The 24,030-nt window shown below is 61.8% G+C and carries 24 protein-coding genes; 14 read left to right on the top strand and 10 right to left on the bottom strand.

Features of this window, described 5'->3' with window-relative positions:
• Positions 1 to 52 precede the first annotated feature (52 nt).
• Both pyrE and ACIPL0_RS02720 read left to right on the top strand, forming a co-directional pair.
• A complete protein-coding gene (gene pyrE / locus ACIPL0_RS02725) occupies positions 53 to 694 on the top strand; it encodes an orotate phosphoribosyltransferase (RefSeq protein ID WP_400596803.1) in 642 nt (213 codons plus the stop codon).
• Positions 695 to 758: 64 nt separating this feature from the next.
• Positions 759 to 1,331 (top strand): DUF4124 domain-containing protein, encoded by a 573-nt coding sequence (locus ACIPL0_RS02720; RefSeq protein WP_400596802.1) that lies wholly within the window; start codon positions 759 to 761, stop codon positions 1,329 to 1,331.
• 69 nt (positions 1,332 to 1,400) lie between these two features.
• On the opposite strand, the gene argB is transcribed toward ACIPL0_RS02720, so the two are convergent.
• From argB to coaBC, 4 genes are all read right to left on the bottom strand, one after another.
• Positions 1,401 to 2,306 (bottom strand): acetylglutamate kinase, encoded by a 906-nt coding sequence (argB, locus tag ACIPL0_RS02715; protein ID WP_400596801.1) that lies wholly within the window; start codon positions 2,304 to 2,306, stop codon positions 1,401 to 1,403.
• Between the two features lie 24 nt (positions 2,307 to 2,330).
• Positions 2,331 to 4,904: a phosphomannomutase/phosphoglucomutase gene (locus ACIPL0_RS02710; protein WP_400731282.1), complete on the bottom strand. Its 2,574-nt coding sequence runs from the start codon at positions 4,902 to 4,904 to the stop codon at positions 2,331 to 2,333.
• 108 nt (positions 4,905 to 5,012) lie between these two features.
• Entirely contained in the window at positions 5,013 to 5,468 is a 456-nt protein-coding gene (dut, locus tag ACIPL0_RS02705) for a dUTP diphosphatase (protein ID WP_400596799.1), read from the bottom strand.
• 6 nt (positions 5,469 to 5,474) lie between these two features.
• Positions 5,475 to 6,683, bottom strand: a complete 1,209-nt coding sequence (gene coaBC / locus ACIPL0_RS02700; protein ID WP_400596798.1) for a bifunctional phosphopantothenoylcysteine decarboxylase/phosphopantothenate--cysteine ligase CoaBC — start codon at positions 6,681 to 6,683, stop codon at positions 5,475 to 5,477.
• 131 nt (positions 6,684 to 6,814) lie between these two features.
• On the opposite strand from coaBC, the gene radC reads away from it, so the two are divergent.
• A complete protein-coding gene (radC, locus tag ACIPL0_RS02695) occupies positions 6,815 to 7,489 on the top strand; it encodes a DNA repair protein RadC (RefSeq protein WP_400596797.1) in 675 nt (224 codons plus the stop codon).
• Between the two features lie 121 nt (positions 7,490 to 7,610).
• Here the strand turns inward: radC and ACIPL0_RS02690 are convergent, their stop codons facing one another.
• Positions 7,611 to 9,200 carry an ABC transporter substrate-binding protein gene (locus ACIPL0_RS02690; protein ID WP_400596796.1) on the bottom strand — a complete coding sequence of 530 codons (1,590 nt, stop codon included), beginning with the start codon at positions 9,198 to 9,200 and terminating at the stop codon, positions 7,611 to 7,613.
• A gap of 363 nt (positions 9,201 to 9,563) precedes the next feature.
• Here ACIPL0_RS02690 and rpmB point away from each other — a divergent pair, with 363 nt between their 5' ends.
• On the top strand, positions 9,564 to 9,800 hold the full coding sequence (gene rpmB / locus ACIPL0_RS02685; RefSeq protein ID WP_400596795.1) for a 50S ribosomal protein L28: 237 nt from the start codon (positions 9,564 to 9,566) through the stop codon (positions 9,798 to 9,800).
• An 11-nt stretch (positions 9,801 to 9,811) separates the two neighbouring features.
• Positions 9,812 to 9,967 carry a 50S ribosomal protein L33 gene (gene rpmG, locus ACIPL0_RS02680; RefSeq protein WP_003177274.1) on the top strand — a complete coding sequence of 52 codons (156 nt, stop codon included), beginning with the start codon at positions 9,812 to 9,814 and terminating at the stop codon, positions 9,965 to 9,967.
• Between the two features lie 165 nt (positions 9,968 to 10,132).
• On the opposite strand, the gene ACIPL0_RS02675 is transcribed toward rpmG, so the two are convergent.
• Positions 10,133 to 10,495, bottom strand: a complete 363-nt coding sequence (locus tag ACIPL0_RS02675; protein ID WP_400596794.1) for a cupin domain-containing protein — start codon at positions 10,493 to 10,495, stop codon at positions 10,133 to 10,135.
• 264 nt (positions 10,496 to 10,759) lie between these two features.
• Here ACIPL0_RS02675 and ACIPL0_RS02670 point away from each other — a divergent pair, with 264 nt between their 5' ends.
• Positions 10,760 to 12,253 (top strand): aldehyde dehydrogenase, encoded by a 1,494-nt coding sequence (locus ACIPL0_RS02670; RefSeq protein WP_400596793.1) that lies wholly within the window; start codon positions 10,760 to 10,762, stop codon positions 12,251 to 12,253.
• 192 nt (positions 12,254 to 12,445) lie between these two features.
• A complete protein-coding gene (locus ACIPL0_RS02665) occupies positions 12,446 to 13,591 on the top strand; it encodes an MFS transporter (RefSeq protein WP_400596792.1) in 1,146 nt (381 codons plus the stop codon).
• Here the strand turns inward: ACIPL0_RS02665 and ACIPL0_RS02660 are convergent.
• Positions 13,588 to 15,168 (bottom strand): phospholipase D family protein, encoded by a 1,581-nt coding sequence (locus ACIPL0_RS02660; protein WP_400596791.1) that lies wholly within the window; start codon positions 15,166 to 15,168, stop codon positions 13,588 to 13,590. The two genes, ACIPL0_RS02665 and ACIPL0_RS02660, sit on opposite strands and share 4 nt — an antisense overlap.
• Before the next feature lie 60 nt (positions 15,169 to 15,228).
• Positions 15,229 to 16,656, bottom strand: coding sequence for a PLP-dependent aminotransferase family protein (locus ACIPL0_RS02655; RefSeq protein ID WP_400731271.1), 1,428 nt, complete (start codon positions 16,654 to 16,656; stop codon positions 15,229 to 15,231).
• 177 nt (positions 16,657 to 16,833) lie between these two features.
• Between ACIPL0_RS02655 and ACIPL0_RS02650 the strand changes: the two genes are divergently transcribed.
• On the top strand, positions 16,834 to 17,067 hold the full coding sequence (locus tag ACIPL0_RS02650; RefSeq protein ID WP_400596788.1) for a DUF1127 domain-containing protein: 234 nt from the start codon (positions 16,834 to 16,836) through the stop codon (positions 17,065 to 17,067).
• 165 nt (positions 17,068 to 17,232) lie between these two features.
• On the opposite strand, the gene ACIPL0_RS02645 is transcribed toward ACIPL0_RS02650, so the two are convergent.
• On the bottom strand, positions 17,233 to 18,543 hold the full coding sequence (locus ACIPL0_RS02645) for an NAD(P)/FAD-dependent oxidoreductase (RefSeq protein WP_400596787.1): 1,311 nt from the start codon (positions 18,541 to 18,543) through the stop codon (positions 17,233 to 17,235).
• 132 nt (positions 18,544 to 18,675) lie between these two features.
• Between ACIPL0_RS02645 and ACIPL0_RS02640 the strand changes: the two genes are divergently transcribed.
• Complete coding sequence (locus tag ACIPL0_RS02640; protein WP_400596786.1) at positions 18,676 to 19,029, top strand: YkgJ family cysteine cluster protein; 354 nt, start codon at positions 18,676 to 18,678, stop codon at positions 19,027 to 19,029.
• Positions 19,030 to 19,223: 194 nt separating this feature from the next.
• Here the strand turns inward: ACIPL0_RS02640 and dadR are convergent, their stop codons facing one another.
• Positions 19,224 to 19,712, bottom strand: coding sequence for a transcriptional regulator DadR (gene dadR / locus ACIPL0_RS02635; protein WP_274133097.1), 489 nt, complete (start codon positions 19,710 to 19,712; stop codon positions 19,224 to 19,226).
• 157 nt (positions 19,713 to 19,869) lie between these two features.
• Here dadR and dadA point away from each other — a divergent pair, with 157 nt between their 5' ends.
• The 5 genes from dadA (at position 19,870) to ACIPL0_RS02610 (ending at position 24,021) form a co-directional block, all read left to right on the top strand.
• The gene (gene dadA / locus ACIPL0_RS02630; RefSeq protein ID WP_400596785.1) at positions 19,870 to 21,171 is read left to right on the top strand and encodes a D-amino acid dehydrogenase; all 1,302 of its coding nucleotides are present in this window, start codon (positions 19,870 to 19,872) and stop codon (positions 21,169 to 21,171) included.
• Positions 21,143 to 21,496 carry a RidA family protein gene (locus ACIPL0_RS02625; protein ID WP_400596784.1) on the top strand — a complete coding sequence of 118 codons (354 nt, stop codon included), beginning with the start codon at positions 21,143 to 21,145 and terminating at the stop codon, positions 21,494 to 21,496. Before dadA ends, ACIPL0_RS02625 begins: the two co-directional genes overlap by 29 nt.
• A 159-nt stretch (positions 21,497 to 21,655) precedes the next feature.
• Positions 21,656 to 22,729 (top strand): alanine racemase, encoded by a 1,074-nt coding sequence (gene alr / locus ACIPL0_RS02620; RefSeq protein ID WP_400596783.1) that lies wholly within the window; start codon positions 21,656 to 21,658, stop codon positions 22,727 to 22,729.
• A gap of 162 nt (positions 22,730 to 22,891) precedes the next feature.
• A complete protein-coding gene (locus ACIPL0_RS02615; protein WP_400596782.1) occupies positions 22,892 to 23,440 on the top strand; it encodes a cupin domain-containing protein in 549 nt (182 codons plus the stop codon).
• Positions 23,441 to 23,598: 158 nt separating this feature from the next.
• Entirely contained in the window at positions 23,599 to 24,021 is a 423-nt protein-coding gene (locus ACIPL0_RS02610; protein ID WP_400596781.1) for a c-type cytochrome, read from the top strand.
• Positions 24,022 to 24,030 lie beyond the last annotated feature (9 nt).

Genomic DNA, 24,030 nt, shown 5'->3' with positions numbered 1-24,030 from the left:
ATACCCGAGCTCTTACTAATTAGCTAAATCCGTGGTATTCGGGGCTTTTTTCATGCAGGCGTATCAGCGCGATTTCATTCGTTTTGCCATCGATCGCGGGGTTTTGCGCTTCGGTGAGTTCACTTTGAAGTCGGGACGCACCAGTCCTTACTTCTTCAATGCCGGTCTTTTCAACAGCGGCTCGGCCCTTGCTCAACTGGGCAAGTTCTATGCTGCCGCCGTGGTGGAAAGCGGTATTTCCTTCGACGTGCTGTTCGGGCCGGCCTACAAGGGCATCCCGCTGGCGGCCGCGACGGCCGTGGCTTTGGCCGAACATCATGGCCGCGATCTGCCGTGGTGCTTCAACCGCAAGGAAGCCAAGGATCATGGCGAAGGCGGCAGCCTGGTGGGCGCGCCGCTGACCGGCGAGGTGTTGATCATCGATGACGTGATCACCGCCGGCACCGCGATTCGCGAGGTCATGCAGATCATCAAGGCCCAGGGCGCCAATGCCGCCGGTGTGCTGATCGCCCTGAACCGTCAGGAGCGTGGCAACGGCGAGCTTTCCGCCATTCAGGAAGTCGAGCGTGACTTCGGCATCCCGGTGGTCAGCATCGTGTCGCTGAATCAGGTGCTGGAATTCCTGGCCGACGATCCGCAGCTCAAGCAGCATCTGCCGGCAGTCGAAGCGTATCGGGCTCAGTACGGAATCTGAGTCGTCAGAGGATCTCGTCGTTATGCTCAAGCTGAGCACAGCAGGTCTTTGTTTGTCGTTGTGCATGGGCTGGGCCGCTGTGGCCCGGGCCGAAGATGCGCCTGAAATCGTGTTCTATCGCTATGTCGACAGTCGCGGCGTCACCGTGCTCGACCGTCAGGGGGTTCCTCCTGAGTATGCGGGCAAGGGTTACGAGGTGCTGAACCAGCGCGGCCGGGTCATTCAGACCGTGCCGCCGGCACCGAGCGCCGATGAGCTGCGCCAGGCTCAGGCCGCCGCACAGGCGGCCAAGGTGCAGTCCGACGCCGATGCGCAGTTGCTGCATCTGTACAGCAGCGTGTCGGATGTCGACCGTGCCCGCGCGCGGAAGCTGGCGGAGCTCGATGCGATGATTTCGGTGGCGCAGGGCAACATTCAGGGGCTGACCAATCAGCAGGCTGCGCTGCAGAGTCAGGCTGCCGATCAGGAGCGCGCCGGGCATCCGGTGTCGCAGACGCTGATCGATCAGATGAACGACCTGAGCGACCAGCAGCAGAACCTCAAGGCCGAGATTCTTCGCTATCAGGCCGCGCGACAACAGGCCGACAGCGACTTTGCCCGCGACCGGGCACGGGTGCAGCAGCTGTTGCCGCAATGAAAAAAGGCCCCGCCGGTGTATACCGACGGGGCCTTTTTTATCGCAGCGGCTTTTTCGCCGCAGCCGTGATCAGTGACGCTTGCGGTTGCTGATCAGGGTGCCGACGCCGGTGTCGGTGAAGATTTCCAGCAACACGGCATTCGGTACGCGACCGTCGATGATATGCGAGGTGGTCACGCCACCCTGGACAGCTTCCAGTGCGCAGCGGATCTTCGGCAGCATGCCGCCGTAGATGGTGCCGTCGGCGATCAGGCCGTTGACCTGCTCGGTGGTCAGGCCGGTCAGGACCTTGCCTTCCTTGTCCATCAGGCCGGCGATGTTGGTCAGCAGCATCAGCTTCTCGGCTTTCAGCGCTTCGGCGACCTTGCCTGCGACCAGGTCGGCGTTGATGTTGTAGGACTGACCGTCCGCGCCCACGCCAATCGGTGCGATTACTGGAATGAAGTCGCCCTTGACCAGCATGTTCAGCAGGTCGGTGTTGATGCCGACCACTTCACCGACGTGGCCGATGTCGATGATTTCCGGCTTGGTCATCTCCGGCGTCTGGCGGGTGACGTTCATTTTCTTCGCGCGGATCAGCTGCGCGTCTTTACCGGTCAGGCCGATGGCGCTGCCGCCATGGCGGTTGATCAGGTTGACGATGTCCTTGTTGACCTGGCCGCCCAGCACCATTTCCACGACGTCCATGGTTGCCGAGTCGGTGACGCGCATGCCGTCGACGAAGTGGCTTTCGATGGATAGGCGCTTGAGCAGATCACCGATCTGCGGGCCGCCACCGTGAACCACCACCGGGTTGATGCCCACGGCCTTCATCAGCACGATGTCGCGCGCGAAGCCGGTCTTCAGCTCCTCGCTTTCCATGGCGTTGCCGCCGTACTTGATGACCAGCGTCTTGCCGACGAAGCGGCGGATGTAGGGCAGCGCTTCGGAAAGGACCTTGGCGGCATTGGCGGCGGCATCACGTTCGAGGGTCATTTGGGCTCCACTCAAAAAATTTGATCAAAAAGGAAGTTCTAGATCCGGTGCTACGTTTTTCAGCTGGGTATGGAACACATCCTTGATCCGTTGCAGCTCGGCCTCGGTTTCGGCTTCAAAGCGTAATACCAGCACCGGCGTGGTATTGGAAGCGCGGACCAGGCCCCAGCCCTTCGGATAATCGACACGCACGCCATCGATGCTGGTCAGGCTGGCGTTGCCCCACTGCGCATCGCGCTCCAGCGCCTCGATGATGCTGAACTTGCTGGTTTCCGTGACCTTGATGTTGATTTCCGGGGTCGACAGGTCGTTGGGGAAGGTGGCGAACAGCTCTTCGGCGGTTTGCGTTTCCTGACTGAGAATTTCCAGCAGGCGCGCAGCGCTGTAGATGCCGTCGTCAAAGCCGAACCAGCGTTCCTTGAAGAAGATATGGCCGCTCATTTCGCCAGCCAGCAGCGCACCGCTTTCCTTCATCTTCTTCTTGATCAACGAATGGCCGGTCTTCCACATTACCGGGCGACCGCCATATTCCTGGATCAGCGGAATCAGACGGCGCGAGCATTTCACATCGAAAATGACATCGGCGCCGGGATTGCGCTTCACCACATCACGGGCAAACAGCATCAGCAGGCGATCGGGGTATACGACGCTTCCCGCGTTGGTCACGACACCTACGCGATCACCATCGCCGTCGAACGCCAGGCCCAGGTCGGCGCCGGTTTCCCGGACCTTGGCGATCAGGTCTTCAAGGTTTTCCAGCTTGCCCGGGTCGGGGTGATGGTTGGGGAAGTTGCCGTCGACGTCGCAGAACAGCGGAATGACCTCGCAATTCAGCGAGGCGATCAGTTGTGGGGCGATCACGCCCGCGGCACCGTTGCCGCAGTCGACCACCACTTTCATGCGGCGCGCCAGCACCACGTCATTGGTGATCTGCCCGGCGTACAGGTCGAGGATGTCGACCTTGCTTACGCTGCCTTTGCCAGGCGGTAGATTGTTGCGTTTGATGCGCTGATGCAGGGCCTTGATCTGTTCGTTGGCGAGGGTGTCGCCGGCGATCACGATCTTGAAGCCGTTGTAGTCCTTGGGGTTGTGGCTGCCGGTGAGCATCACCCCGGTGCGGCCTTCCAGCACGCAGGCGGCGTAATACAGCGCCGGGGTCGGTACCAGGCCGACGTCGCTGACGTGGCAGCCGCTGTCGTACAGGCCTTTGACCAGTTGCGCGATCAGTTCCGGACCGGACAGGCGACCGTCGCGGCCGACGCAGACATTGGGTTCGCCCTGGGCGATGGTCTGTGCGCCGACGGCACGACCGATCCAGTAGGCGGTTTCGCCGCTCAGGGTTTCGCCGACGATGCCGCGGATGTCGTAGGCGCGAAAGATGGACTCCGGAAATTCCGGGGCGGCGGATACGGTACTGCTCATTGCGTGGTCGTGCTCCGACTTCTGCAGATCCTGAGGGTCATCGAGCAAGTCGATGTCGAGAATGTCGGTGTCCTGGAACAGCGGGTCGGTCAGCTCGGCATCGTCGGGCTCGACTGGCGCAAACACCGCCTTGCTGCTCGTGGCACCGGATGTATTGCTGGCCACCGGCACCGCTTTGGGCTGGTCGCGCAAAGACAGGCGCGCCAGACTCTGGGCAAGGCCATTCAGCGCCGGCAGGCTCAAGCCGAAAGCTTTGACGGCCTTGCCGCCGGAGAGTTCTTGCAGCAGTTGCTCCAGTTGTCGGGCGTCTGCCGCGACCCGGCGTTTCAGGGCGCTCTCGTTCAGGTAAAGCCCCAGCAGCACACCGCCGAGCGCCACGACCGCAGCCAGCAGCAACATCAGCCAGGGAATGGAGGCTTGCAGAGCCGGGCCGGGCGTGAAAGAGAGCTTCCAGTTGGGGAAGCCGGTCGGGAAGTCGACCGCACGGCTGCCATCACTCTCGCCGCGCGTCAGAAAACTCTGTGCCGCCGCGCTGCCGAATTGCTGGCTGAGCACCATCTGCCCGACGTTGACGGGCGATTCCGGCAGGGCGTTGGTCAAACGTTGCAGGTTGAAGGCCAACAGCAGTGTGCCGGTGATCGGCGCGTCGGCGGTCGTGCGCAGCGGCGCAACGCTGTAGATGACCCAGGTGTCGCCAATCTTGCGGGCTTCGGGCGGTGGTACTTCGCCTTTGCCGGCCTTGGTCAGCATGTCCAGGGTGGCAAAGCTGACCGGCAGCGGGCCCTGATTGTCGACGGTGTTGACGCCGAGTGGGTTCAGTCGCGCCCCGATTACCTGATCCCGATAGCGCAACTGATTCTGTGCGCTCTCTATGGTTGCCGGATTGTTGCTTTGCAGGGCCTGCGCCAGCGTGCTGTCCATCGCGGCCGCCTGCGTGGCGGCGTTGATCTGCCGGAGAGCCTTGTTGACGGCGCCGGCTTGAGCGGTGCCCCAGGCGTCGATCAGTTGCTCCTTTTCCTGTGGCTGGCTGAACAGGCCAAGCCAGACCAGGACGGCGGCGGCGATCAGGCCGATGAGGGAGGGGAGAAGGCCGGGGCTGGCCAGGCTCAATGTCGAGTCCTTGCCCTTAGCGTCAGTCGTTTCCTGGGTGGAACCTGCTTTGGCTGTGCGCTTGATGCCTTTCAAACTTGACTCTCCCTGCTCGGTCTTCCTGAGGCAATCGTGTAAATGTTGCAGCGTTCAAGGCTGCTCGGGCCTTGAACGCTGCGCATGCAGGGGCGTGGTTCAGCTCCTGCCGGAGTGACCGAAACCGCCTGCGCCGCGCTGGCTTTCATCGAACTCTTCGACCAGTTCGAAATGCGCCTGCACCACCGGCACCAGCACCAGCTGCGCCAGGCGTTCGCCGACGACGATCTTGAAAGCAGTCTGGCCGCGGTTCCAGCAGGACACCATCAATTCGCCCTGGTAGTCGGAGTCGATCAGGCCGACCAGGTTGCCCAGCACGATGCCGTGCTTATGGCCCAGTCCGGAGCGCGGCAGAATCAGCGCGGCCAGGCCCGGGTCTCCGATGTATATCGACAGGCCTGTAGGAATCAACAGGGTCTGGCCGGGTTCCAGCACCGTGTCCTCTTTGAGCATGGCGCGCAGGTCCAGGCCGGCGGAGCCTGTGGTGGCGTAGGCCGGGAGCGGGAATTCGCTGCCAATGCGAGGGTCGAGGATCTTGGCTTGTAGAGCGTGCATACGTGATTAAACCTGGTTCATGCGATCGGCGATAAAAGTCACCAGCTGGCGGGCGATCTTGGCCTTGCTGGTCTGGGCGAAGAGCGTTTCCTGCAACGCTCGGTCGATCACGCTGCACGCGTTGTCTTCGCTGTTGAAGCCAATGCTCGGATTGGCGACATCGTTGGCGACGATCAGGTCGAGGTTCTTGTCCTTGAGCTTGCGTGCGGCGTAGTCGAGCAGGTGTTCGGTTTCGGCGGCGAAGCCGACACTGAACGGACGATCCGGGCGCTGGGCAATGGTGGCGAGAATGTCCGGGTTGCGGACCATCTGCAGCAACAGGCCGTCGCCGGTCGTGGGATCTTTCTTCAGTTTCTGTGGCGCGACGACTTCCGGACGGTAGTCGGCGACCGCTGCCGAGGCAATAAACAGGTCGCAGGGCATCGCGGCTTCGCAGGCGGCGAGCATGTCGCGGGCGCTGACGATGTCGATGCGCGACACGCGGTCTGGCGTCGCAAGGCTCACGGGGCCGGTGATCAGCGTGACCCGTGCACCGGCTTCGGCGGCCGCCTCGGCGAGGGCGAAGCCCATCTTGCCGGAGCTGTGGTTGGTGATGTAGCGCACCGGGTCGATGTTTTCCTGGGTCGGGCCCGCGGTGATCAGCACATGCTTGCCGGTCAGGCTCAGGCGCTGGAAGCAGTCCGCAGCCAGTTGCGCCAGGTCATTGGGTTCGAGCATGCGCCCGTAACCCACGTCGCCACAGGCCTGGCTGCCGCTGGCCGGACCGAAGACGCGGAAGTCGCGAGATTCCAGCACCTGCAGATTGGCCTGCACCGAAGGGTCGCGCCACATGGCCTGGTTCATGGCCGGGGCGACCGCGACGATGGCGTCGGTGGCCAGCACCACGGTGGTCAGCAGGTCATTGGCGATACCTTGGGCCAGGCGGGCGATCAGATCGGCCGTGCCCGGCGCGATCAGCACCATGTCAGCCCACTTGGCCAGCTCGATATGCCCCATGGCCGCTTCGGCGGCGGGGTCGAGCAGGTCCATGTGTACCGGGTGCCCGGACAGAGCCTGCATGGTCAGCGGGGTGATGAACTCTGCGCCGCCCTTGGTCATGACCACGCGCACTTCGGCGCCATGGTCGCGCAGGCGACGGACGAGTTCGGCGCTCTTGTAGGCTGCGATGCCGCCGCCGACGCCAAGAACGATGCGTTTCCGATACAGCCGCTGCATAGGCCTGCCTTTTGGTCGAGTTACACGCGGCAATCATATGGCCTCCCCGGGCCGGATCGACGCGTAAAAAAGATGGCTAAGATAGCACAGCGACCGCACGGGGACAGCGGCGCTCAAGACAGGGAGATGCAATGAGTATTCGCGACTGGCCGGCGGCAGAACGCCCGCGGGAGAAGCTGTTGGAGCGGGGTGCGGCGAGTCTGTCCGATGCCGAATTGTTGGCGATCTTCCTGCGCACCGGAGTGAGTGGAAAGTCTGCGGTGGATCTCGCCCGCCATCTCTTGAATCAGTTCGGCAGCCTGCGCACGCTGCTTGACGCCAATCTGTCCACCTTCAGCAATGAATTGGGGCTCGGCCCCGCCAAATTTGCGCAATTGCAGGCGGTCATGGAGATGGCCCGACGCAATATGGGTGAAAAGCTGCGCCGCGAGTCTGTGCTGGAAAGTCCGGCCCAGGTGCGGACTTATCTGAAAGCCACGCTCAGGCATGAGCCCCACGAGGTGTTCGGTTGTCTGTTTCTGGACAGCAAACACCGGGTGCAGGCTTTTGAAATCCTCTTTCACGGCACTATCAATCTGACCCACGTCCACGCCCGCCAGGTGGTCAAACGGGCGCTGGCGCACAATGCGGCGGCAGTGATTCTCTGCCACAACCATCCTTCCGGCGTCAGCGATGCCAGCCCGGCCGATATCGAGCTGACCCGCCATCTGAAGTCGGCGCTGGGGCTGGTGGATGTCGTGGTGCTGGATCACCTGATCATTGGCGATGGTGATCCGCTGTCGATGGTCGAGTATGGGTTGATGTAGGCGGTAGATCCTTTCCGTAGGAGCGCGCTTGGTCTGGGCCGCATCCGGACGATTGCATCGTGTCAGTCGGTGCAACTGACACTGATGGATTGCATTCGCGGGCAAGCGCGCTCCTACAGGTTTATTTCAGCATTACATTGGCGAAATCCTGCCGGCCAAACGGGCTGACGCTGTAACCCAGCACGTTCTTGCGGGTCAGGGCGAAGGCTGTCGGGTGCGCCAGCGGCAGCCACAGGGCTTGCTTCTGGATCTGTTCCTGAACCTGATGATAGAGCTTGCTGCGCTGGTCCTGGTCGGTCACTGCCTTGCCCTGGCTGATCAGCTTGTCCAGGCCTTCGTCGCAATAGCGGGCGAAGTTGGTGCCGGATTTGACCGCTGCGCACGAAAACTGCGGTGTCAGGAAGTTATCCGGGTCGCCGTTGTCGCCAGCCCAGCCCATGAACAACAGGTCGTGCTCGCCGGTCTTGGCTCGGCGAATCAGTTCGCCCCACTCGATGACCTTGATTTCCGCCTTGATGCCGACGGCCGCCAGATCGTTCTGCAGCAGTTGCGCGCCCGCGCTCGGGTTCGGGTTGAGCAGGCTGCCGGAAGGGCGGGTCCAGATCGTGGTCTTGAAGCCATCTTTCAGACCGGCCTTGGCCAGCAACTCCTTGGCCTTGGCGACGTCATGCTTGTAGCCGGGCAGGTCGTGGGCGTAACCCCAGGTATTCGGCGGGTACGGGCCATTGGCGGCGCGCGCAGAACCTTCGAATACCGCCTTGAGGTAGGTGTCCTTGTCGAACGCCAGGTTGATCGCCTGCCGCACTTCCGGCTTGTCCAGCGGTGGATGCTGGCTGTTGATTGCTACGAAAGCCGTCATGAACGCATCGGTTTTTTCCACTTTCAGCGCCGGATCCTTGCCTGCTTCAGCGACGTCCAGTGGCTTGGGTGACAGGGCAACCTGGCACTCGTTCTGACGGATGCGTTGCAGGCGCACGTTGGCGTCCGGGGTGATCGCGTACACCAGCGTGTCAACGGCGGGCTTGCCGGCGAAGTAGTCCGGATTCGCCTCGTAACGCACCACCGAATCCTTCTGGAAACGCTTGAACACGAACGGGCCGGTGCCGATCGGCTGGCTGTTGAGCTTCTCCGGCGTACCGGCTTTCATCAATTGCGCGGTGTATTCGGCGGAGTAAATGGACGCGAAGCCCATGCTCAGGGTCGCCAGGAACGTCGCGTCCGGGTGGTCCAGGGTAATGCGCACGGTACTGGCGTCGACCGCTTCGACCTTCTTGATCAGCGACGGCCACTGCATCGACTGGGCGTGCGGGAAGCCCTGCACGGCGACCTTGTTCCACGGGTTGGTCGGGTCGAGCATGCGCTGGAAGCTGAACACCACGTCATCGGCGTTCAGGTCGCGAGTCGGGGTGAAATAGTCGGTGTGGTGGAATTTCACCCCGGAGCGCAGTTTGAAATCGTAGGTCAGACCGTCCGGCCAGACGCTCCAGCTTTCTGCCAGGCTGGCGACCAGCTTGCCGGTCTGGGCGTCGTAATCGACCAGACGGTTCATCAGCACGTCGGCCGAGGCGTTGGTGGTGGTCAGCGAGTTGTACTGCACCACGTCGAAGCCTTCGGGGCTGGCTTCGGTACAGACACTCAGACTCGTGGCGGCTTGAGCCATCAGTGGCGCGGTCAGAGAGGCAAGCAAAAGGGGTAAAACAGCTAGGCGCATGGCGAATTTCCTTTCAGAGAGAGCCCATCTGCCGGCGCAGTCTGGCGAGAGGCTTACCCTAGACCATGCGTCGGCGCAGGACAATCGATCCGGCGCGACGAGTGGTATATTTGCCGCCGCGCCCCTTGCTGCCGCCGTCGGCAGGCATATGGCCCCGGGTTTCTTGCAGGTATTTCGTCGTTTGTGTTGTTGCACCCTAGGGTTTCTGGTATAAAGCAGCGCTCTTTTCTAGGGGCCCGCTTCCTTCTTCGTAGGTGTGGCCGGTAAGACCCCTGAAGAAACGCGGCGCCTGGCGCCAAATGACTGAGAGATTAAGCGGCCAACCCATGCCGGGTTGGGCATGTGGTTTTAGAGGGCTGAGGCATGTCGAGAGTCTGTCAAGTTACCGGTAAGGGTCCGGTAACCGGGAACAATATTTCCCACGCGAATAACAAAACCCGTCGTCGTTTCCTGCCAAACCTGCAGCATCACCGCTTCTGGGTTGAGAGCGAGAAACGCTTTGTACGTCTGCGTGTATCTGCCAAAGGCATGCGCATCATCGACAAGCGCGGCATCGATGCCGTTCTGGCCGACATTCGCCGCGATGGCGCCAAGGTTTAAGGGAGAGCATCATGCGTGAACTGATCCGTTTGATTTCGAGCGCTGGCACTGGTCACTTCTACACCACTGACAAGAACAAGCGCACTACTCCGGACAAGATCGAGATCAAGAAATACGATCCGGTCGTCCGTAAGCACGTGATCTACAAAGAAGGCAAAATCAAGTAATTGATTTTTGTCTTTGCGAAAAAGCCCGCCTTGTGCGGGCTTTTTTGTGCGTGTCGATCCGAACTTGTAGGAGTGAGCTTGCTCGCGATTGCGTTAGGTCAGGCGGTTCAGTGTTGTCCGACACGCCGCAATCGCGAGCAAGCTCACTCCTACAACGTGGACGGTTCAAGCCTTCTGCTCGAACACCACGTAAATCTTGCGGCACGCCTCCAGCACTTCCCAAGTACCTTTGAAGCCCGCCGGAATCACGAAGCGGTCGCCCGCGCGCAAGGTCTTCGCCTTGCCGTCTTCATCGCGTAGCACCGACACCCCCTGCACGATCTCGCAGTATTCGTGTTCGGTGTAATTGACCTTCCACCGCCCGACTTCACCTTCCCACACGCCCGCGTTCATCTGCCCGCAGGGGCTGTTGTAGTGGTTGTAGACGGTTTGCTGCGGCTCGCCCTTGAGGATTTTTTCCGCTGCGGGGGTGTAACGCTCGGCGGCCGTGGTGGCTTCGCTGAAGTCGACGACGCTCTCGATGCTCATGTTGCTGGCTCCTGAATGGCAAGGGCAATGCGGGTTGGATGACGGCACCTGTAGAGAGTGCCATGCGCTGAATGACAGGCATGTTGAATAAAATGCACGATCTGCCGCCGTTTTGCCCGGTTTTGTCCAATATATTGGAAATTCGGCCAACCCTGGTTTAGGGTGACGGATGCCTTTGGCCGATCCGGCAGCCTGTCAGGCGATGTCCTGAAGCACGGTTCATGAGCGCGAGGGCGCGCACAATTCATAAGAGGAGGACGTTTCATGACCACCCTGACCCACGCTGACTGGGAAAAACGTGCCCAGGATCTGAAGATCGAAGGCCGCGCCTTCATCAATGGCGAATACACCGACGCTGCGTCCGGTGCCACCTTCGACTGCATCAGCCCGGTCGACGGCCGTTTCCTCGCCAAAGTCGCCAGTTGCGATGCCGCCGACGCCCAGCGCGCAGTGGAAAACGCCCGCTCCACGTTCAATTCCGGCGCCTGGTCGCGCCTGGCACCCGTCAAACGCAAGGCGGCGATGCTTCGCTTTGCCGGCCTGATCAAGCAACACATCGAAGAGTTGGCTCTGCTCGAAACCCTCGACATGGGCAAACCGATCAGCGATTCCTATGGCATCGACATTCCGGGCTCCGCGCAGGCGTTGAGTTGGAGCGGCGAGGCCATCGACAAACTGTATGACGAAGTGGCCGCCACGCCGCACGACCAGCTGGGTCTGGTGACCCGCGAGCCGGTGGGCGTGGTTGCTGCCATCGTGCCGTGGAACTTCCCGCTGCTGATGGCCTGCTGGAAACTCGGCCCGGCGCTGTCCAGCGGTAACTCGGTGGTGCTCAAGCCTTCGGAAAAATCGCCGCTGACGGCCATTCGCGTCGCGCAACTGGCGATCGAGGCCGGCATTCCGGCGGGCGTGCTCAACGTGCTGCCAGGCTATGGTCACACCGTTGGCAAGGCGTTGGCGCTGCATATGGACGTCGACACTGCGGTGTTTACCGGTTCGACGAAGATCGCCAAGCAATTGCTGGTGTACGCCGGCGAATCGAACATGAAGCGCATCTGGCTGGAAGCCGGCGGCAAGAGCCCGAACATCGTCTTCGCTGACGCGCCGGACCTGCAGGCCGCCGCCGAGTCGGCTGCCAGCGCCATTGCCTTCAACCAGGGCGAAGTCTGCACCGCCGGTTCGCGTCTGCTGGTCGAGCGTTCGATCAAGGACAAATTCCTGCCGATGGTGATCGAGGCGCTGAAAGCCTGGAAGCCGGGCAATCCGCTGGATCCGGCTACCAGCGTTGGTGCGCTGGTCGATACCCAGCAGATGAACACCGTGCTGTCCTACATCGATGCTGGTCACAGCGACGGCGCGAAACTGGTGGCCGGTGGCAAGCGCATTCTCCAGGAAACCGGCGGTACTTATGTCGAGCCGACGATTTTCGACGGCGTGACCAACGCCATGAAAATCGCCCAGGAAGAAATCTTCGGGCCAGTGCTCTCGGTGCTGACCTTCGACACGGCCGAGGAAGCGGTACAGATTGCCAATGACACGCCATACGGCCTGGCAGCGGCGGTGTGGACGGCAGACCTGTCCAAGGCGCACCTGACCGCCAAGGCCCTGCGTGCCGGCAGCGTTTGGGTCAACCAGTACGACGGCGGCGACATGACCGCGCCGTTCGGTGGTTTCAAGCAATCGGGCAACGGCCGCGACAAGTCGCTGCACGCGTTCGACAAATACACCGAACTGAAGGCGACCTGGATCAAGTTGTAAGAGTCACGGGTATTTTCTGTAGAAGACGAACCCCTGTGGGAGCGAATTCATTCGCGATGCGGTTTCTCATCCGGCAACGATGCATGTACCGGACTGGCCTCTCGCGAATGAATTCGCTCCCACAGTTGATCTGCATTTCAACAGCCGGGCCATCTAGCCCGGCTGTTTTGTCTCACCCACAGGAGCGTGGTGATGCGTTGGGGTACTTATTTCGCCGTGCTAGCCTCGGTCCTGAGCGTCGGGCTGGCGCTGGGCGTGAGCATGCCGTTGGTGTCGTTGCGCCTGGAGGCCTGGGGTTATGGTGCGTTTGCCATCGGGGTCATGGCGGCGATGCCGGCGATTGGCGTGCTGTGCGGCGCCGGATTGGCCAGCCGGCTGGCGTCGATGCTGGGCACGGCAAACCTCATGCGTCTGTGCCTGTGGGGCGGCTCGATTTCCGTAGGGCTGGTGGCCGTGCTGCCCAATTACTGGATCTGGCTGGTTCTGCGGTTGATGCTCGGGATGATCCTGACCATCGTCTTCATTCTGGGTGAAAGCTGGATCAATCAGCTGGTTATCGAGCGCCTGCGCGGCAAGCTGGTGGCGCTGTATGGCAGCAGCTATGCGTTGAGCCAGCTGGGCGGGCCTGTGTTGCTGGGGGTTATCGGGACGGAGGCGGACTACGGTTTCTGGGTCGGCACCGCGCTGCTCGCGACGTCACCCTTCCTGCTGCTGGGGCGCACGGGTGCGCCGAGTGCCGAATCCAGCCATGTCACTTTCAGTGATCTGGGTGGTTTTTGTCGGTCGCTGCCCGCAATAGCGTGGGCAATCGCCCTGTTTGCCGGTTTCGAGGCGATGATTCTGACGCTGCTGCCGGTGTATTGCCTGCAACAGGGCTTTACTCCGGAAATCGCTTTGGCGATGGTCAGTACCGTCGTCGTCGGCGATGCCTTGCTGCAATTGCCCATTGGCGCGCTGGCCGACCGCATGTCCCGTCGGCTGTTGTTTTCCGGCTGTGCGTTGACGCTGATGCTGTCGAGTCTGGCGATTCCGTTGCTGGTGGACACGCTGGCGATCTGGCCGCTATGGGTGCTGTTCGGCGCCAGTGCTGGCGGGTTGTTCACCTTGTCGCTGATCCTGATTGGCGAGCGTTATCGCGACGATGCGCTGGTCCGCGCCAATGCCCACGTTGCGCAACTGTGGGGCATCGGCTGCCTGCTCGGGCCGCTGGCGGCGGGGGCTGGCGGGCAGTGGGTCAGCGGCCAGGCGCTGCCATTGCTGATGGCGGCCGGTGCATTCGGGCTGGTGATTCTGGCGCGCCGACCGCTGGCGTTCGGTGTGCAACCGGCAACGGCCTAGAGCATTCGCTCCAGGCCTACGGCGCTGGCGAACCAGGCGTTCAGACGGCGCCACCAGTCGCCGGACTCTTTGTGCAAGGTGTGGATCTGGCCGTTGTCTTCGGTGACCCACACCAGCCGGTCATTCTCCAGCTTCACCTGATAACTAATGGCCGGTGCCATACCTTGCAGCGCCAGTTCGCGCAGGTAGTTGGTCAGCTCCGGACTGTCCACCAGCACGCCGACTTCGGTGTTCCACAGCACCGAGCGCGGGTCGAAGTTGAACGAGCCGACGAAGATTTTCTGTCGGTCGAAAATCATTGCCTTGCTGTGCAGGCTGGACTCCGAGCCGCCCCTGAAGGGCTTGGCGCGCAGGAAACCCGGCCCGCTGCCTCGATGGCTGCCCGGATCGCCCGGTTGGCGACGCAGTTCGAAGAGTTTCACGCCGTGGGCCAGCAAAGCCTTGCGATAAGGCGCATAGCCGCCATGCACGACCGGCACGTCGGTGGCCTCCAGCGAGTTGGTCAGCAGGCTCACCGACACGCCACTGTCGGACAGTCCTGTCAGGTAGGTCAGCCCCTGTTGGCCCGGCACGAAATAGGCCGAGATCATCATCAATTCCTGATGCACGTTACGCAGGTCGGGGGCCAATTGCGTGGTCAGCAGCAGGTGCGGGTCCGGTTCATCCCGCGACAGCACCTTGGTCGGCGCGTCCCACAGCGCCTGGTTGTGCGCCCAGATCAACTCGTTGAGCCAGGTTTTCAGGCGCGGCTGGGTCTTGTAGGCCATCAGCCGTTCATACAGCGCCTTTTTCTCGATGTGTGCTTTTTCCAGCGAGGCGCTTAGGCGCACGCGGGCGGCGGCCAGGTCCTTGGTGTCGGGCGGCCAGTAGAGGAAGTCATCGACCGGTTTGCTCAGGGTGCTGTTCCAGTACTGGTCGAAGCTGTGGCTGAGCTGTTCGGCGACCGGGCCGACGCCGAGCATGTCGATGTCGGTGAAATTCAGATTCGGCTCGGCGTCGAAATACTCGTCGCCCAGGTTGCGTCCACCGACGATGGCGACCGCGCTGTCGGCCAACCACAGCTTGTTGTGCATGCGTCGATGCTGCACGGACAGGTTGAACAGGCGGCCCATCGTGCGGGTCGCACCGGTGCTGCGGCCCAGGTTGAGCGGGTTGAACAGGCGGATCTGAATGTTCGGGTGAGTGGCGAGGGTGGCAATCACCTCGTCGAGTCCGTCGCTGGTGGTGTCGTCGAGCAGAATGCGTACGCGCACGCCGCGGTCGGCGGCCTTGAGCAGTTCGTCGATCAAGGCGCGGGTACTGAGGCCGTCGTGGACGATGTAGTACTGCAGATCGAGGCTGGTCTTGGCGTTGCGGATCAGCTCGGCGCGGGCCATGAAGGCTTCGGTGCTGTTGGGCAGCAGGCGAAAGCCCGAGCGTCCCTCATAGGGCGCGGCCTGGGCCATGATCGAACGGCCGAACGCTGACTCGCTCGGTGGCAGCGCCTGGCTCGGCACCGGTGGCGTCGGTGTATGGGCACAACCGCTGACGACGAGCGCGAAGGCCAGTAGGAGGGGCAATGCCCATGTGTTGGTCAACGGTGTCATCCGCAAGTCAGGCCATGGCGTTATGACCGCATTATCGGCAAAAGGTTGGGATCATGCCGGTTCTTCCTGGGCCATCAATTTCGCCACGGTGGCGCCGACCCGTCGCACCGCCTCTTCGATCTTCGCCGTCGGTTTGGCGGCGAAGTTCATGCGCAGGCAATTTCTGTATTTGCCTGACGCCGAAAAAATGCTGCCGGGAGCAATCTGTACGCCCTGACCTTCCAGCGCACGGTTCAGGCGCAGCGAATCGAAGCTCTCCGGCAACTCGATCCACAGCATGAAACCGCCCTGTGGCCGGCTGACGCGGGTGCCTTCCGGAAAATAACGAGTCACCCAGTCGGTCATCTGATCGCGGCTGCGCTGGTACTGATTGCGCATCCGCCGCATGTGCGGCTCGTAATGCCCGGCCTGGAGAAACTCGGCGATCGCCAGCTGCGGCTGGGTCGCGGTAGAGCCGGTGCTGATGTATTTCATGTGCAGCACGCGATCCAGATAGCGCCCCGGCGCCACCCAGCCAACCCGCAGGCCGGGCGCCAGCGTCTTGGAAAACGAACTGCACAGCAGCACGCGGCCGTCTTCATCGAAGGACTTGATCGTGCGTGGCCGCGGATAGGTGTAGGCGAGGTCGCCATACACATCGTCTTCGATGATCGCCACGTCGAAACGCTGGGCGAGGGTCAGCAGCGCGCGTTTACGCTCCTCGGGCATGTTGTAGCCCAGCGGGTTGTTGCAGCTGGGGGTCAACTGTATGGCCTTGACCGGCCACTGTTCCAGAGCCAGTTCGAGGGCGTCGAGACTGATGCCGGTGAGCGGGTCGGTGGGGATCTCCAGCGCCTTCATGCCCAGGCCCTTGAGCGCCTGCATGGCGCCGTGAAAGCTCGGCGAGTCGACCGCAACGATATCGCCCGGCTGGCAGATCGAGCGAATACTCACGGCCAGCGCCTCTTGGGCGCCGGTGGTGATCACCAGATCATCCGGGTCGACGGCTGTGCCGGAATCCAGCAGCAGTCGGGCCACTTGTTCGCGCAGGCATTGGGTGCCGTGGATATTGTCGTAATACAGGCCGGGCATGTCCTGACGGCGGCTGATCTTGCCCAGCGCCTGAGTCAGCGGGCGCAAGGTCGGACTGGTGATGTCCGGCATGCCGCGTGCCAGTTGCACCACGTCGGGGCTGGGCGCGGCACGGGCCAGTTCCAGCACCTGATCCCACTGGGAGATATCCACAGGCCGCTGGGCCGGACGACCGAGGGCGGGCAGTGCCGGCGTCTTGCGGCTCGCCGGTACGAAGTAGCCGGATTTGGGCCGCGGCGAGGCCAGGCCGTTGTCTTCCAGCACGCGGTAGGCCTGTTGCACGGTGCTCAGGCTGACCCCATGTTCCTGGCTCAGGGCACGCACCGACGGCAGTCTGTCGCCCGGGCGATAGAAGCCGTTTTCAATACGGGTGCCGAGCAGTTCGGCGAGATTCACATACAGGGTCATGGCGTACTCCCGCACAATGTCGTGCTGGCAACCGATACAGATAGGGCAAAAATACAGCATTCAGGCCGTTCTGTATTGGATCTGTACGTAAAAAATAAATATTTTTGAATCTGTAATGGTTTGGCGGGCGGTCGCATCATGGGCCTCACTTGAAACCCATGTTGAGGTATCTGCCAAATGAACGGGATGAGCGATGTTCGACTGACGCTGCACGCCGGGGAACTGCTGCAGGAACAAGAGCCCACTGTGCGTGTGAATGCACCCAAGGGGCTGAGTCTCTGGGGGCTGTTCCAGCATCGTCGCCGTACACGCCGGTCCCTGCTGAACCTGACTCGGGAGCAACTGCGCGATATTGGCCTGACTTACGAGCAGGCGTATCACGAGGGGGTCAAGCCGTTCTGGAAGGAGTGAGCGTTAGATCCTGGCTACTCCGGTTTCTGCAGCGACATGAAACCCGTGGGAGGGAGCCCTGCTCGCGAAGGCGTTCTGACTGACGATGCTGAGTTGACTGATCTGACGCCTTCGCGAGCAGGGCTCCCTCCCACGGTATCAGTGGCGTTTGTGGGAGGAATCTACTTACACCAGCTCCTTCAACCTATGCCACAGCATCCCCAGCGCCAAAAGTGGCGAGCGCAGATGCTTGCCGCCGGGGAAGGTCATGTGCGGCACTTTGGCGAACAGCTCGAAGCCACCGCTGTGCTGGCCACTGATGGCTTCGCCCAGCAGTTTGCCGGCCAGGTGCGTGGCGTTGAGGCCATGCCCCGAGTACGCCTGGGCGTAAAAGACGTTGGGGTGCGCCTGCAACCTGCCAATCTGCGGCAGGCGGTTGGCGCCGATGCCGATCATGCCGCCCCACTGAAAATCGATCTTCACGTCCTTCAGTTGCGGGAAAACCTTGAGCATCTTCGGCTGCATGTAGGCGCCGATATCCTGCGGATCGCGCCCTGAATAGTGGCAAGCGCCACCGAACAGCAGGCGCCGGTCGGCGGAAAGACGGAAATAGTCGACCGTCACACGCTGGTCGCACATGGCTGTATTGCGCGGCAGCAGTTGCCGGGCCAGGGTTTCGTCCAGCGGCTCGGTGGCGATGATGTAACTGCCTGCTGGCAACACCTTGCCGCTCAGGGTTGGATCGAGACCGTTGAGATAGGCGTTGCAGCCAAGCACCAGCGTCTCGGCGCGGACCAGCCCCTGTGCGGTGTGTACGCGTACCTGCGGGCCGTATTCCAGACGGGTCACCGGCGAATGCTCGAACAACTGCACGCCCAAGGACTGCGCCACTGCGGCTTCACCCAGCGCCAGGTTGAGCGGGTGCAGATGGCCCGAGCCCATGTCCAGCAGGCCGCCAGCGTAGTTGGCGGAGTCGATGAAGCTGCGCAGGTCCTGCGGCTGGATCAGTTGCAGTTCATGGCGATAGCCCAGTCCGCGCAGTTCGTCGACATCTTCGGCAAAACCGCTGAACTCCTTGGGCTTGTTGGCAAGGTCGCAGTAGCCCCAGGTCAGGTCGCAATCAATCTGATACTGCTCGACCCGCCGCCGGACGATTTCCACCGCCTCCAGACCCATCAGCTTCAACTGGCGCACGCCTTCATCGCCGATGACCGGTTGAAAACGCTCGACGCCATGGCCGACGCCGCGAATCAGTTGCCCGCCATTGCGCCCGCTGGCGCCCCAGCCGATCTTGTGCGCTTCCAGCAACACCACGCTCAGGCCGCGCTCGGCCAGTTCGATGGCGGTGTTCAGGCCGGAAAAGCCGCCGCCGACGATGCAGACATCGGCCTTTATTTCACCTGCGAGGGCAGGGTACTCCGGCTGTTTATGGCTGCTGGCGGCGTAGTAGGACGTGGTGTGGCCGGTGATGCCGGGCTGTTGGGCGCGGGCGTTCATGTTGAATATCCCGAGAAGGCTGTTTGGAAAATTTTACGGAGGGTAGCCGTCAGTCGGCGAGGGGGCAAGGACGGCAAAAGCGATGGCGTCTGGTGCACAATTGGCCCACCCACCACAGGAGAATCTCCCGCGATGCCATGCAGCAGCCAGAAAATCCGCGATCTGCGGCGGCAGATCCCGTCGTTCGACTGCGTGCCCGGCTGCCACGATTGCTGCGGGCCGGTGACCACATCGTCCGAAGAAATGGCGCGTCTGCCGCGCAAGACCGCCGCCGAGCAGGAAGCGGCGCTCAACGAACTGAACTGCGTCCACCTCGGCCCCAACGGCTGCACGGTGTATGACGAACGCCCACTGATCTGCCGGTTATTCGGCACCACGCCGAGCCTGCCATGCCCCAACGGCCGCCGCCCGGAGGTGTTGATTCATCCACGGGTCGAGCAGCAGGTCCACGAGTTCATTGCCACCACTAGGCAGGTGTTGGTGTAGGGGCGAGCGCTTGTTCAGCCGGCGCTGCGCATTTGCGTGGGAGGGAGCTCTGCTCGCGATAGCGACCTGTCAGTCACTGAAGCTGCGTCTGACCTTGCGCAATCGCGAGCAGAGCTCCCTCCCACAGGGATTGCGTAAGTCTTCGAGCAGGCGGTATCCACGGCATTGGTTCGTCGCCCGCGTGCCCAGCGCTTTCACTCCGGAATCGGCAGATTCAGGCTCTCCTTCACCTCTTCCATGACGATGTAGCTCTTCGATTCCCGCACATGGGGCAGTTTGAGCAGGATGTCGCCCAGCAGCTTGCGGTAGGAGGCCATCTCCGAAATCCGCGCTTTCACCAGGTAGTCGAAGTCGCCGGACACCAGGTGGCACTCCAGCACATGGGGCAGTTTCAGCACCGCCCGGCGAAATTCCTCAAAGGTGTCGCCTGACTTGTAATCCAGGCTGATCTCGACGAACACCAGCAGGCTGGCCTTGAGGTTTTGCGGATTGAGCCGGGCGCTGTAGCCCATGATGATGCCTTCGCGCTCCAGGCGCCGGACCCGCTCCGTGCAAGGCGTAGTAGACAGCCCGACGCGTTCTCCCAACTCCGTGAATGAGATTCTGCCGTCGCCCTGCAGGATGCGCAGGATGTTGCGGTCGATCTTGTCCAGCTCACGTTTTGACTGGTGTTGGGTACGCATTGCCAAACCCCCTCTTGCTAAAGCCTTCGTTGTCGAGAATTAACGCTGAATATAGGCATTTATACAGTGAAAGGCACTGCTCGATGCTTTTTATACTGCGCACATCCTTGCTTAAAACTTCAAAACGTCAGCGGATATCCGCGATGAGGAAATCAACATGCGCGTTCTGGTCCTTGGAAGTGGCGTGATCGGTGTCACCAGTGCTTATTACCTGGCACGTGCGGGCTTCGAGGTGACTGTCGTCGACCGTCAGCCTGCCGCTGCCATGGAAACCAGCTTCGCCAACGCCGGCCAGGTGTCGCCGGGTTACGCGTCGCCCTGGGCCGCACCGGGTGTGCCGCTCAAGGCCATCAAATGGCTGTTGCAGCGCCACGCGCCGCTGGCGATCAAGGCGACCGCCGACATCGATCAGTATCTGTGGATGGCGCAGATGCTGCGCAACTGCACGAAAAATCGCTATGCGGTGAACAAGGAGCGCATGGTGCGTCTGTCCGAGTACAGCCGCGATTGCCTCGACGAACTGCGCGCGGAAACCGGTATTGCCTACGAAGGGCGCACGCTGGGCACCACTCAACTGTTCCGCACCCAGGAGCAACTGGATAACGCCGCCAAGGACATCGCCGTGCTCGAACAGGCCGGCGTGCCGTATGAAGTCCTCGACCGCGAAGGCATCGCCCGCGTCGAACCGGCGCTGGCCAGTGTCAGCAATATCCTCAGCGGTGCATTGCGCTTGCCCAACGACCAGACCGGCGATTGCCAGCTGTTCACCACACGTCTTGCAGAGATGTGTGTGAAGTTAGGCGTTGAATTCCGTTTCGGCCAGTCCATCGAATCAATCGATTTCGCCGGCGACCGCATCAATGGCGTGCGCGTCAACGGCAAACTGGAAACCGCCGACCGCTACGTGCTGGCGCTGGGCAGCTATTCGCCGCAACTGCTCAAGCCGCTGGGCATCAAGGCGCCGGTCTATCCGCTCAAGGGTTATTCGCTGACCGTGCCGATCACCAACGCGGACATGGCGCCGACTTCGACCATTCTCGACGAGACCTACAAGGTCGCGATCACCCGCTTCGACAACCGCATCCGCGTTGGCGGCATGGCAGAAATCGCCGGTTTCGACCTGTCGCTCAATCCGCGTCGGCGCGAAACGCTGGAGATGATCGTCAACGATCTCTATCCTCAGGGCGGTGATCTGACCCAGGCCAGTTTCTGGACCGGGCTGCGTCCGACCACGCCGGACGGCACGCCGATCGTGGGTGCCACGCCGTATCGCAACCTGTTCCTCAATACCGGTCACGGCACGCTCGGCTGGACCATGGCCTGCGGTTCGGGTCGTCTGCTGGCCGACCTGATTGCGCGCAAACAGCCGCAGATCAGCGCCGAAGGCCTCGACATTTCTCGTTATGGCAATTCAAGGGAGATCACACGACATGGCAATCCAGCGCCAGCTCACCAATGAGCGCATGAGTCAGATCGTCGCCCACAACGGCACCGTTTACCTGGCCGGACAAGTGGCTGACGACCTGAACGCAGGCATCGAGCAGCAAACCCGCGAGACGCTCGGCAACATCGAGCGCCTGCTGGACCTGGCCGGCACCGACAAGACCCGCATCCTGTCGGTGACGATCTACCTGAAGGACATCGACGCGCACTTTGCCGGGATGAACAGCGTGTGGGACACGTGGCTGCCGAAAGGCGTCGCCCCGGCCCGCGCGACCGTGGAATCGAAGCTGTGCGAGCCGGAGATTCTGGTTGAGATGTCGGTGACTGCAGCGTTGCCGTAACGCATACGCGCACATCCTTTTCATGCGCAAACCTGCTTTGTAGGAGTGAGCTTGCTCGCGATTGCAATCCGTCAGTCACCTCCGTGGCGCCAGATACAACAATCGCGAGCAAGCTCACTCCTACAAGCCATCTGAATTCTTTGAACAAGAAGCCCCACCATGCGTCCAGCCCGCGCTTTTATCGATCTTCAAGCCCTGCGCCACAACTACCAACTGGCCCGTGAAACCACCGGGGCCAAGGCATTGGCCGTGATCAAGGCCGATGCCTACGGCCATGGCGCGGTGCAGGTGGCGCAGGCACTGGAGGCTGAAGCCGACGGTTTTGCCGTGGCCTGCATCGAAGAGGCACTGGAGCTGCGTCAGGCCGGCATTCGCGCGCCGGTGCTGCTGCTGGAAGGCTTTTTCGAGGCGGACGAGCTGGCACTGATCGCCGAGTACGACCTGTGGTGCGTGGTGCATTCGTTGTGGCAGGTCGAGGCTATCGAAAAGTCCGTGGTCGGCAAGCCGCTGAACATCTGGCTGAAAATGGACTCGGGCATGCACCGCGTCGGTGTTCAACCGGCTGACTATGCGACGGCCTATCAGCGTCTGCTGGCCAGCGGCAAGGTCGCCCGTGTGGTGCTGATGAGCCACTTCGCTCGCGCCGATGAGCTCGACAGCCTGCGCACCGAAGAACAGGTCGCCACCTTCGAGGCTGCGCGCGCCGGGCTGGCGGCGGAAGTCAGCCTGCGCAACTCGCCGGGCGTGATGGGCTGGCCGAATGTGCCGAGCGACTGGGTGCGTCCGGGCATCATGCTGTATGGCGCCACGCCGTTCGATCAGCCCCAGGCGGTCGCCGACCGGCTGCAACCGGTAATGACTCTGGAGTCGAAGGTCATCTGTGTGCAGGAACTGCCAGCGGGTCAACCGGTGGGTTACGGCGGCGGTTTCATCACCGATCGCGCCATGCGCATCGGTGTGGTTGCCATGGGCTATGCCGACGGTTACCCGCGTCAGGCGCCGACCGGCACGCCGGTCATGATCGACGGTCAGCGCAGCCGCTTGCTGGGCCGCGTGTCGATGGACATGCTCTGCGTCGATCTCACCGACGTGGCGGGCGCCGGGATGGGCAGTCGCGTCGAACTGTGGGGCAAAAACGTGCTCGCCAGCGACGTCGCCGCCAGAGCGGGCACCATTCCGTATCAGATCTTCTGCAACCTCAAACGCGTGCCAAGGCTCTATTCCGGGGCCTGACAGCCTGCTGTCGTTTTTGCTGAACGGATCACACGGTTACTGCTAGCGGCCATTAGTCCCTTTGCTAATCTCTGAGGGGCGCAAGTGTTGTAAATACTGAACGCTGTTGCGATCATGCCCATCACTTGCCCCCCCCATTAGATGATCAGGAGGACTCCCGCATTGGACGTCGGTGAACGACTGCAATCCATTCGTAAACTCAAAGGTCTGTCCCAACGCGAACTCGCCAAGCGAGCGGGCGTGACCAACAGCACCATTTCGATGATCGAGAAGAATAGCGTCAGCCCCTCGATCAGTTCGCTGCGCAAGGTGCTGGGCGGCATACCGATGTCCATGGTGGAGTTCTTTTCCGAAGAGCTCGAACCCGAAAACCCGACCCAGGTGGTCTACAAGGCCAGCGAGCTGATCGATATCTCGGACGGCGCGGTGACCATGAAACTGGTCGGTAAATCCCATCCCGGCCGGGCCATTGCCTTTCTCACCGAGGTCTATCCTCCGGGCGCCGACACCGGCGATGAAATGCTCGTTCATGAAGGCGAAGAGACCGGCATCCTCGTCGAAGGCCGCCTTGAACTGGTGGTCGGCATCGACACTTACGTGCTCGAAGCCGGCGACAGCTACTACTTCGAAAGCACGCGTCCGCACCGCTTTCGCAATCCGTTCGACGTGCCCGCGCGGCTGATCAGCGCGGCGACACCGGCGAATTTCTGATCTTTTGCATGGCCTCGTCTGTTCGCAGATGGGGCTTTTGCGCCAATAACCCTGCTTTCTTCAAGGCCGTTACGACCCTCGGACCAGCCGCTATACTCTCACCGCCTGCCAAATTACCGTGACGGCGGGAGCGATATAGCCACCATGAGGGTGAAAGCGTGAACCATACCAATAAGATCCTGGCTGCTGTTTCATTCCTCGCGCTGTGGGCCCTGACCGCCCAGGCCACGACCAAGGACGATCTTGCCAAACGGCTTGAGCCGGTCGGCCAGGTCTGCGTTCAAGGCAAGGAATGTCCGGGCATGGACGTCGCGGCGACGGCGGGTGGCGGCGGCGCCAAATCGCCGGACGACGTGATCGGCAAACATTGCAACGCCTGCCACGGTACCGGCCTGTTGGGCTCGCCGAAAATCGGTGACAGCGCCGACTGGGGCAAGCGTGCTAAAGAGCAGGGCGGTGTCGACGGGTTGCTGGCCAAGGCCATCACCGGCATCAACTCGATGCCACCGAAAGGCACCTGCGCCGATTGCACCGACGACGAGCTGAAAGGCGCGATCAAGAAGATGTCCGGGTTGCAATAAGAACGGGAC

Origin of the sequence: Pseudomonas sp. NPDC090208, assembly GCF_044746785.1 — a bacterium.
Classification (GTDB): domain Bacteria; phylum Pseudomonadota; class Gammaproteobacteria; order Pseudomonadales; family Pseudomonadaceae; genus Aquipseudomonas.
Note: the sequence above shows the minus strand (reverse complement) of the source record. Positions and strands in the feature narration are given on the sequence as shown.

Bases quoted from the DNA above. Each gene is read 5' to 3' on its own strand.
- pyrE (WP_400596803.1), top strand. From the start codon at position 53: ATGCAGGCGTATCAGCGCGATTTCATTCGTTTTGCCATCGATCGCGGG.
- ACIPL0_RS02720 (WP_400596802.1), top strand. From the start codon at position 759: ATGGGCTGGGCCGCTGTGGCCCGGGCCGAAGATGCGCCTGAAATCGTG.
- argB (WP_400596801.1), bottom strand. From the start codon at position 2,306: ATGACCCTCGAACGTGATGCCGCCGCCAATGCCGCCAAGGTCCTTTCC.
- dut (WP_400596799.1), bottom strand. From the start codon at position 5,468: ATGCACGCTCTACAAGCCAAGATCCTCGACCCTCGCATTGGCAGCGAA.
- coaBC (WP_400596798.1), bottom strand. From the start codon at position 6,683: ATGCAGCGGCTGTATCGGAAACGCATCGTTCTTGGCGTCGGCGGCGGC.
- radC (WP_400596797.1), top strand. From the start codon at position 6,815: ATGAGTATTCGCGACTGGCCGGCGGCAGAACGCCCGCGGGAGAAGCTG.
- ACIPL0_RS02690 (WP_400596796.1), bottom strand. From the start codon at position 9,200: ATGCGCCTAGCTGTTTTACCCCTTTTGCTTGCCTCTCTGACCGCGCCA.
- rpmB (WP_400596795.1), top strand. From the start codon at position 9,564: ATGTCGAGAGTCTGTCAAGTTACCGGTAAGGGTCCGGTAACCGGGAAC.
- rpmG (WP_003177274.1), top strand. From the start codon at position 9,812: ATGCGTGAACTGATCCGTTTGATTTCGAGCGCTGGCACTGGTCACTTC.
- ACIPL0_RS02675 (WP_400596794.1), bottom strand. From the start codon at position 10,495: ATGAGCATCGAGAGCGTCGTCGACTTCAGCGAAGCCACCACGGCCGCC.
- ACIPL0_RS02670 (WP_400596793.1), top strand. From the start codon at position 10,760: ATGACCACCCTGACCCACGCTGACTGGGAAAAACGTGCCCAGGATCTG.
- ACIPL0_RS02665 (WP_400596792.1), top strand. From the start codon at position 12,446: ATGCGTTGGGGTACTTATTTCGCCGTGCTAGCCTCGGTCCTGAGCGTC.
- ACIPL0_RS02655 (WP_400731271.1), bottom strand. From the start codon at position 16,656: ATGACCCTGTATGTGAATCTCGCCGAACTGCTCGGCACCCGTATTGAA.
- ACIPL0_RS02650 (WP_400596788.1), top strand. From the start codon at position 16,834: ATGAACGGGATGAGCGATGTTCGACTGACGCTGCACGCCGGGGAACTG.
- ACIPL0_RS02645 (WP_400596787.1), bottom strand. From the start codon at position 18,543: ATGAACGCCCGCGCCCAACAGCCCGGCATCACCGGCCACACCACGTCC.
- ACIPL0_RS02640 (WP_400596786.1), top strand. From the start codon at position 18,676: ATGCCATGCAGCAGCCAGAAAATCCGCGATCTGCGGCGGCAGATCCCG.
- dadR (WP_274133097.1), bottom strand. From the start codon at position 19,712: ATGCGTACCCAACACCAGTCAAAACGTGAGCTGGACAAGATCGACCGC.
- dadA (WP_400596785.1), top strand. From the start codon at position 19,870: ATGCGCGTTCTGGTCCTTGGAAGTGGCGTGATCGGTGTCACCAGTGCT.
- ACIPL0_RS02625 (WP_400596784.1), top strand. From the start codon at position 21,143: ATGGCAATCCAGCGCCAGCTCACCAATGAGCGCATGAGTCAGATCGTC.
- alr (WP_400596783.1), top strand. From the start codon at position 21,656: ATGCGTCCAGCCCGCGCTTTTATCGATCTTCAAGCCCTGCGCCACAAC.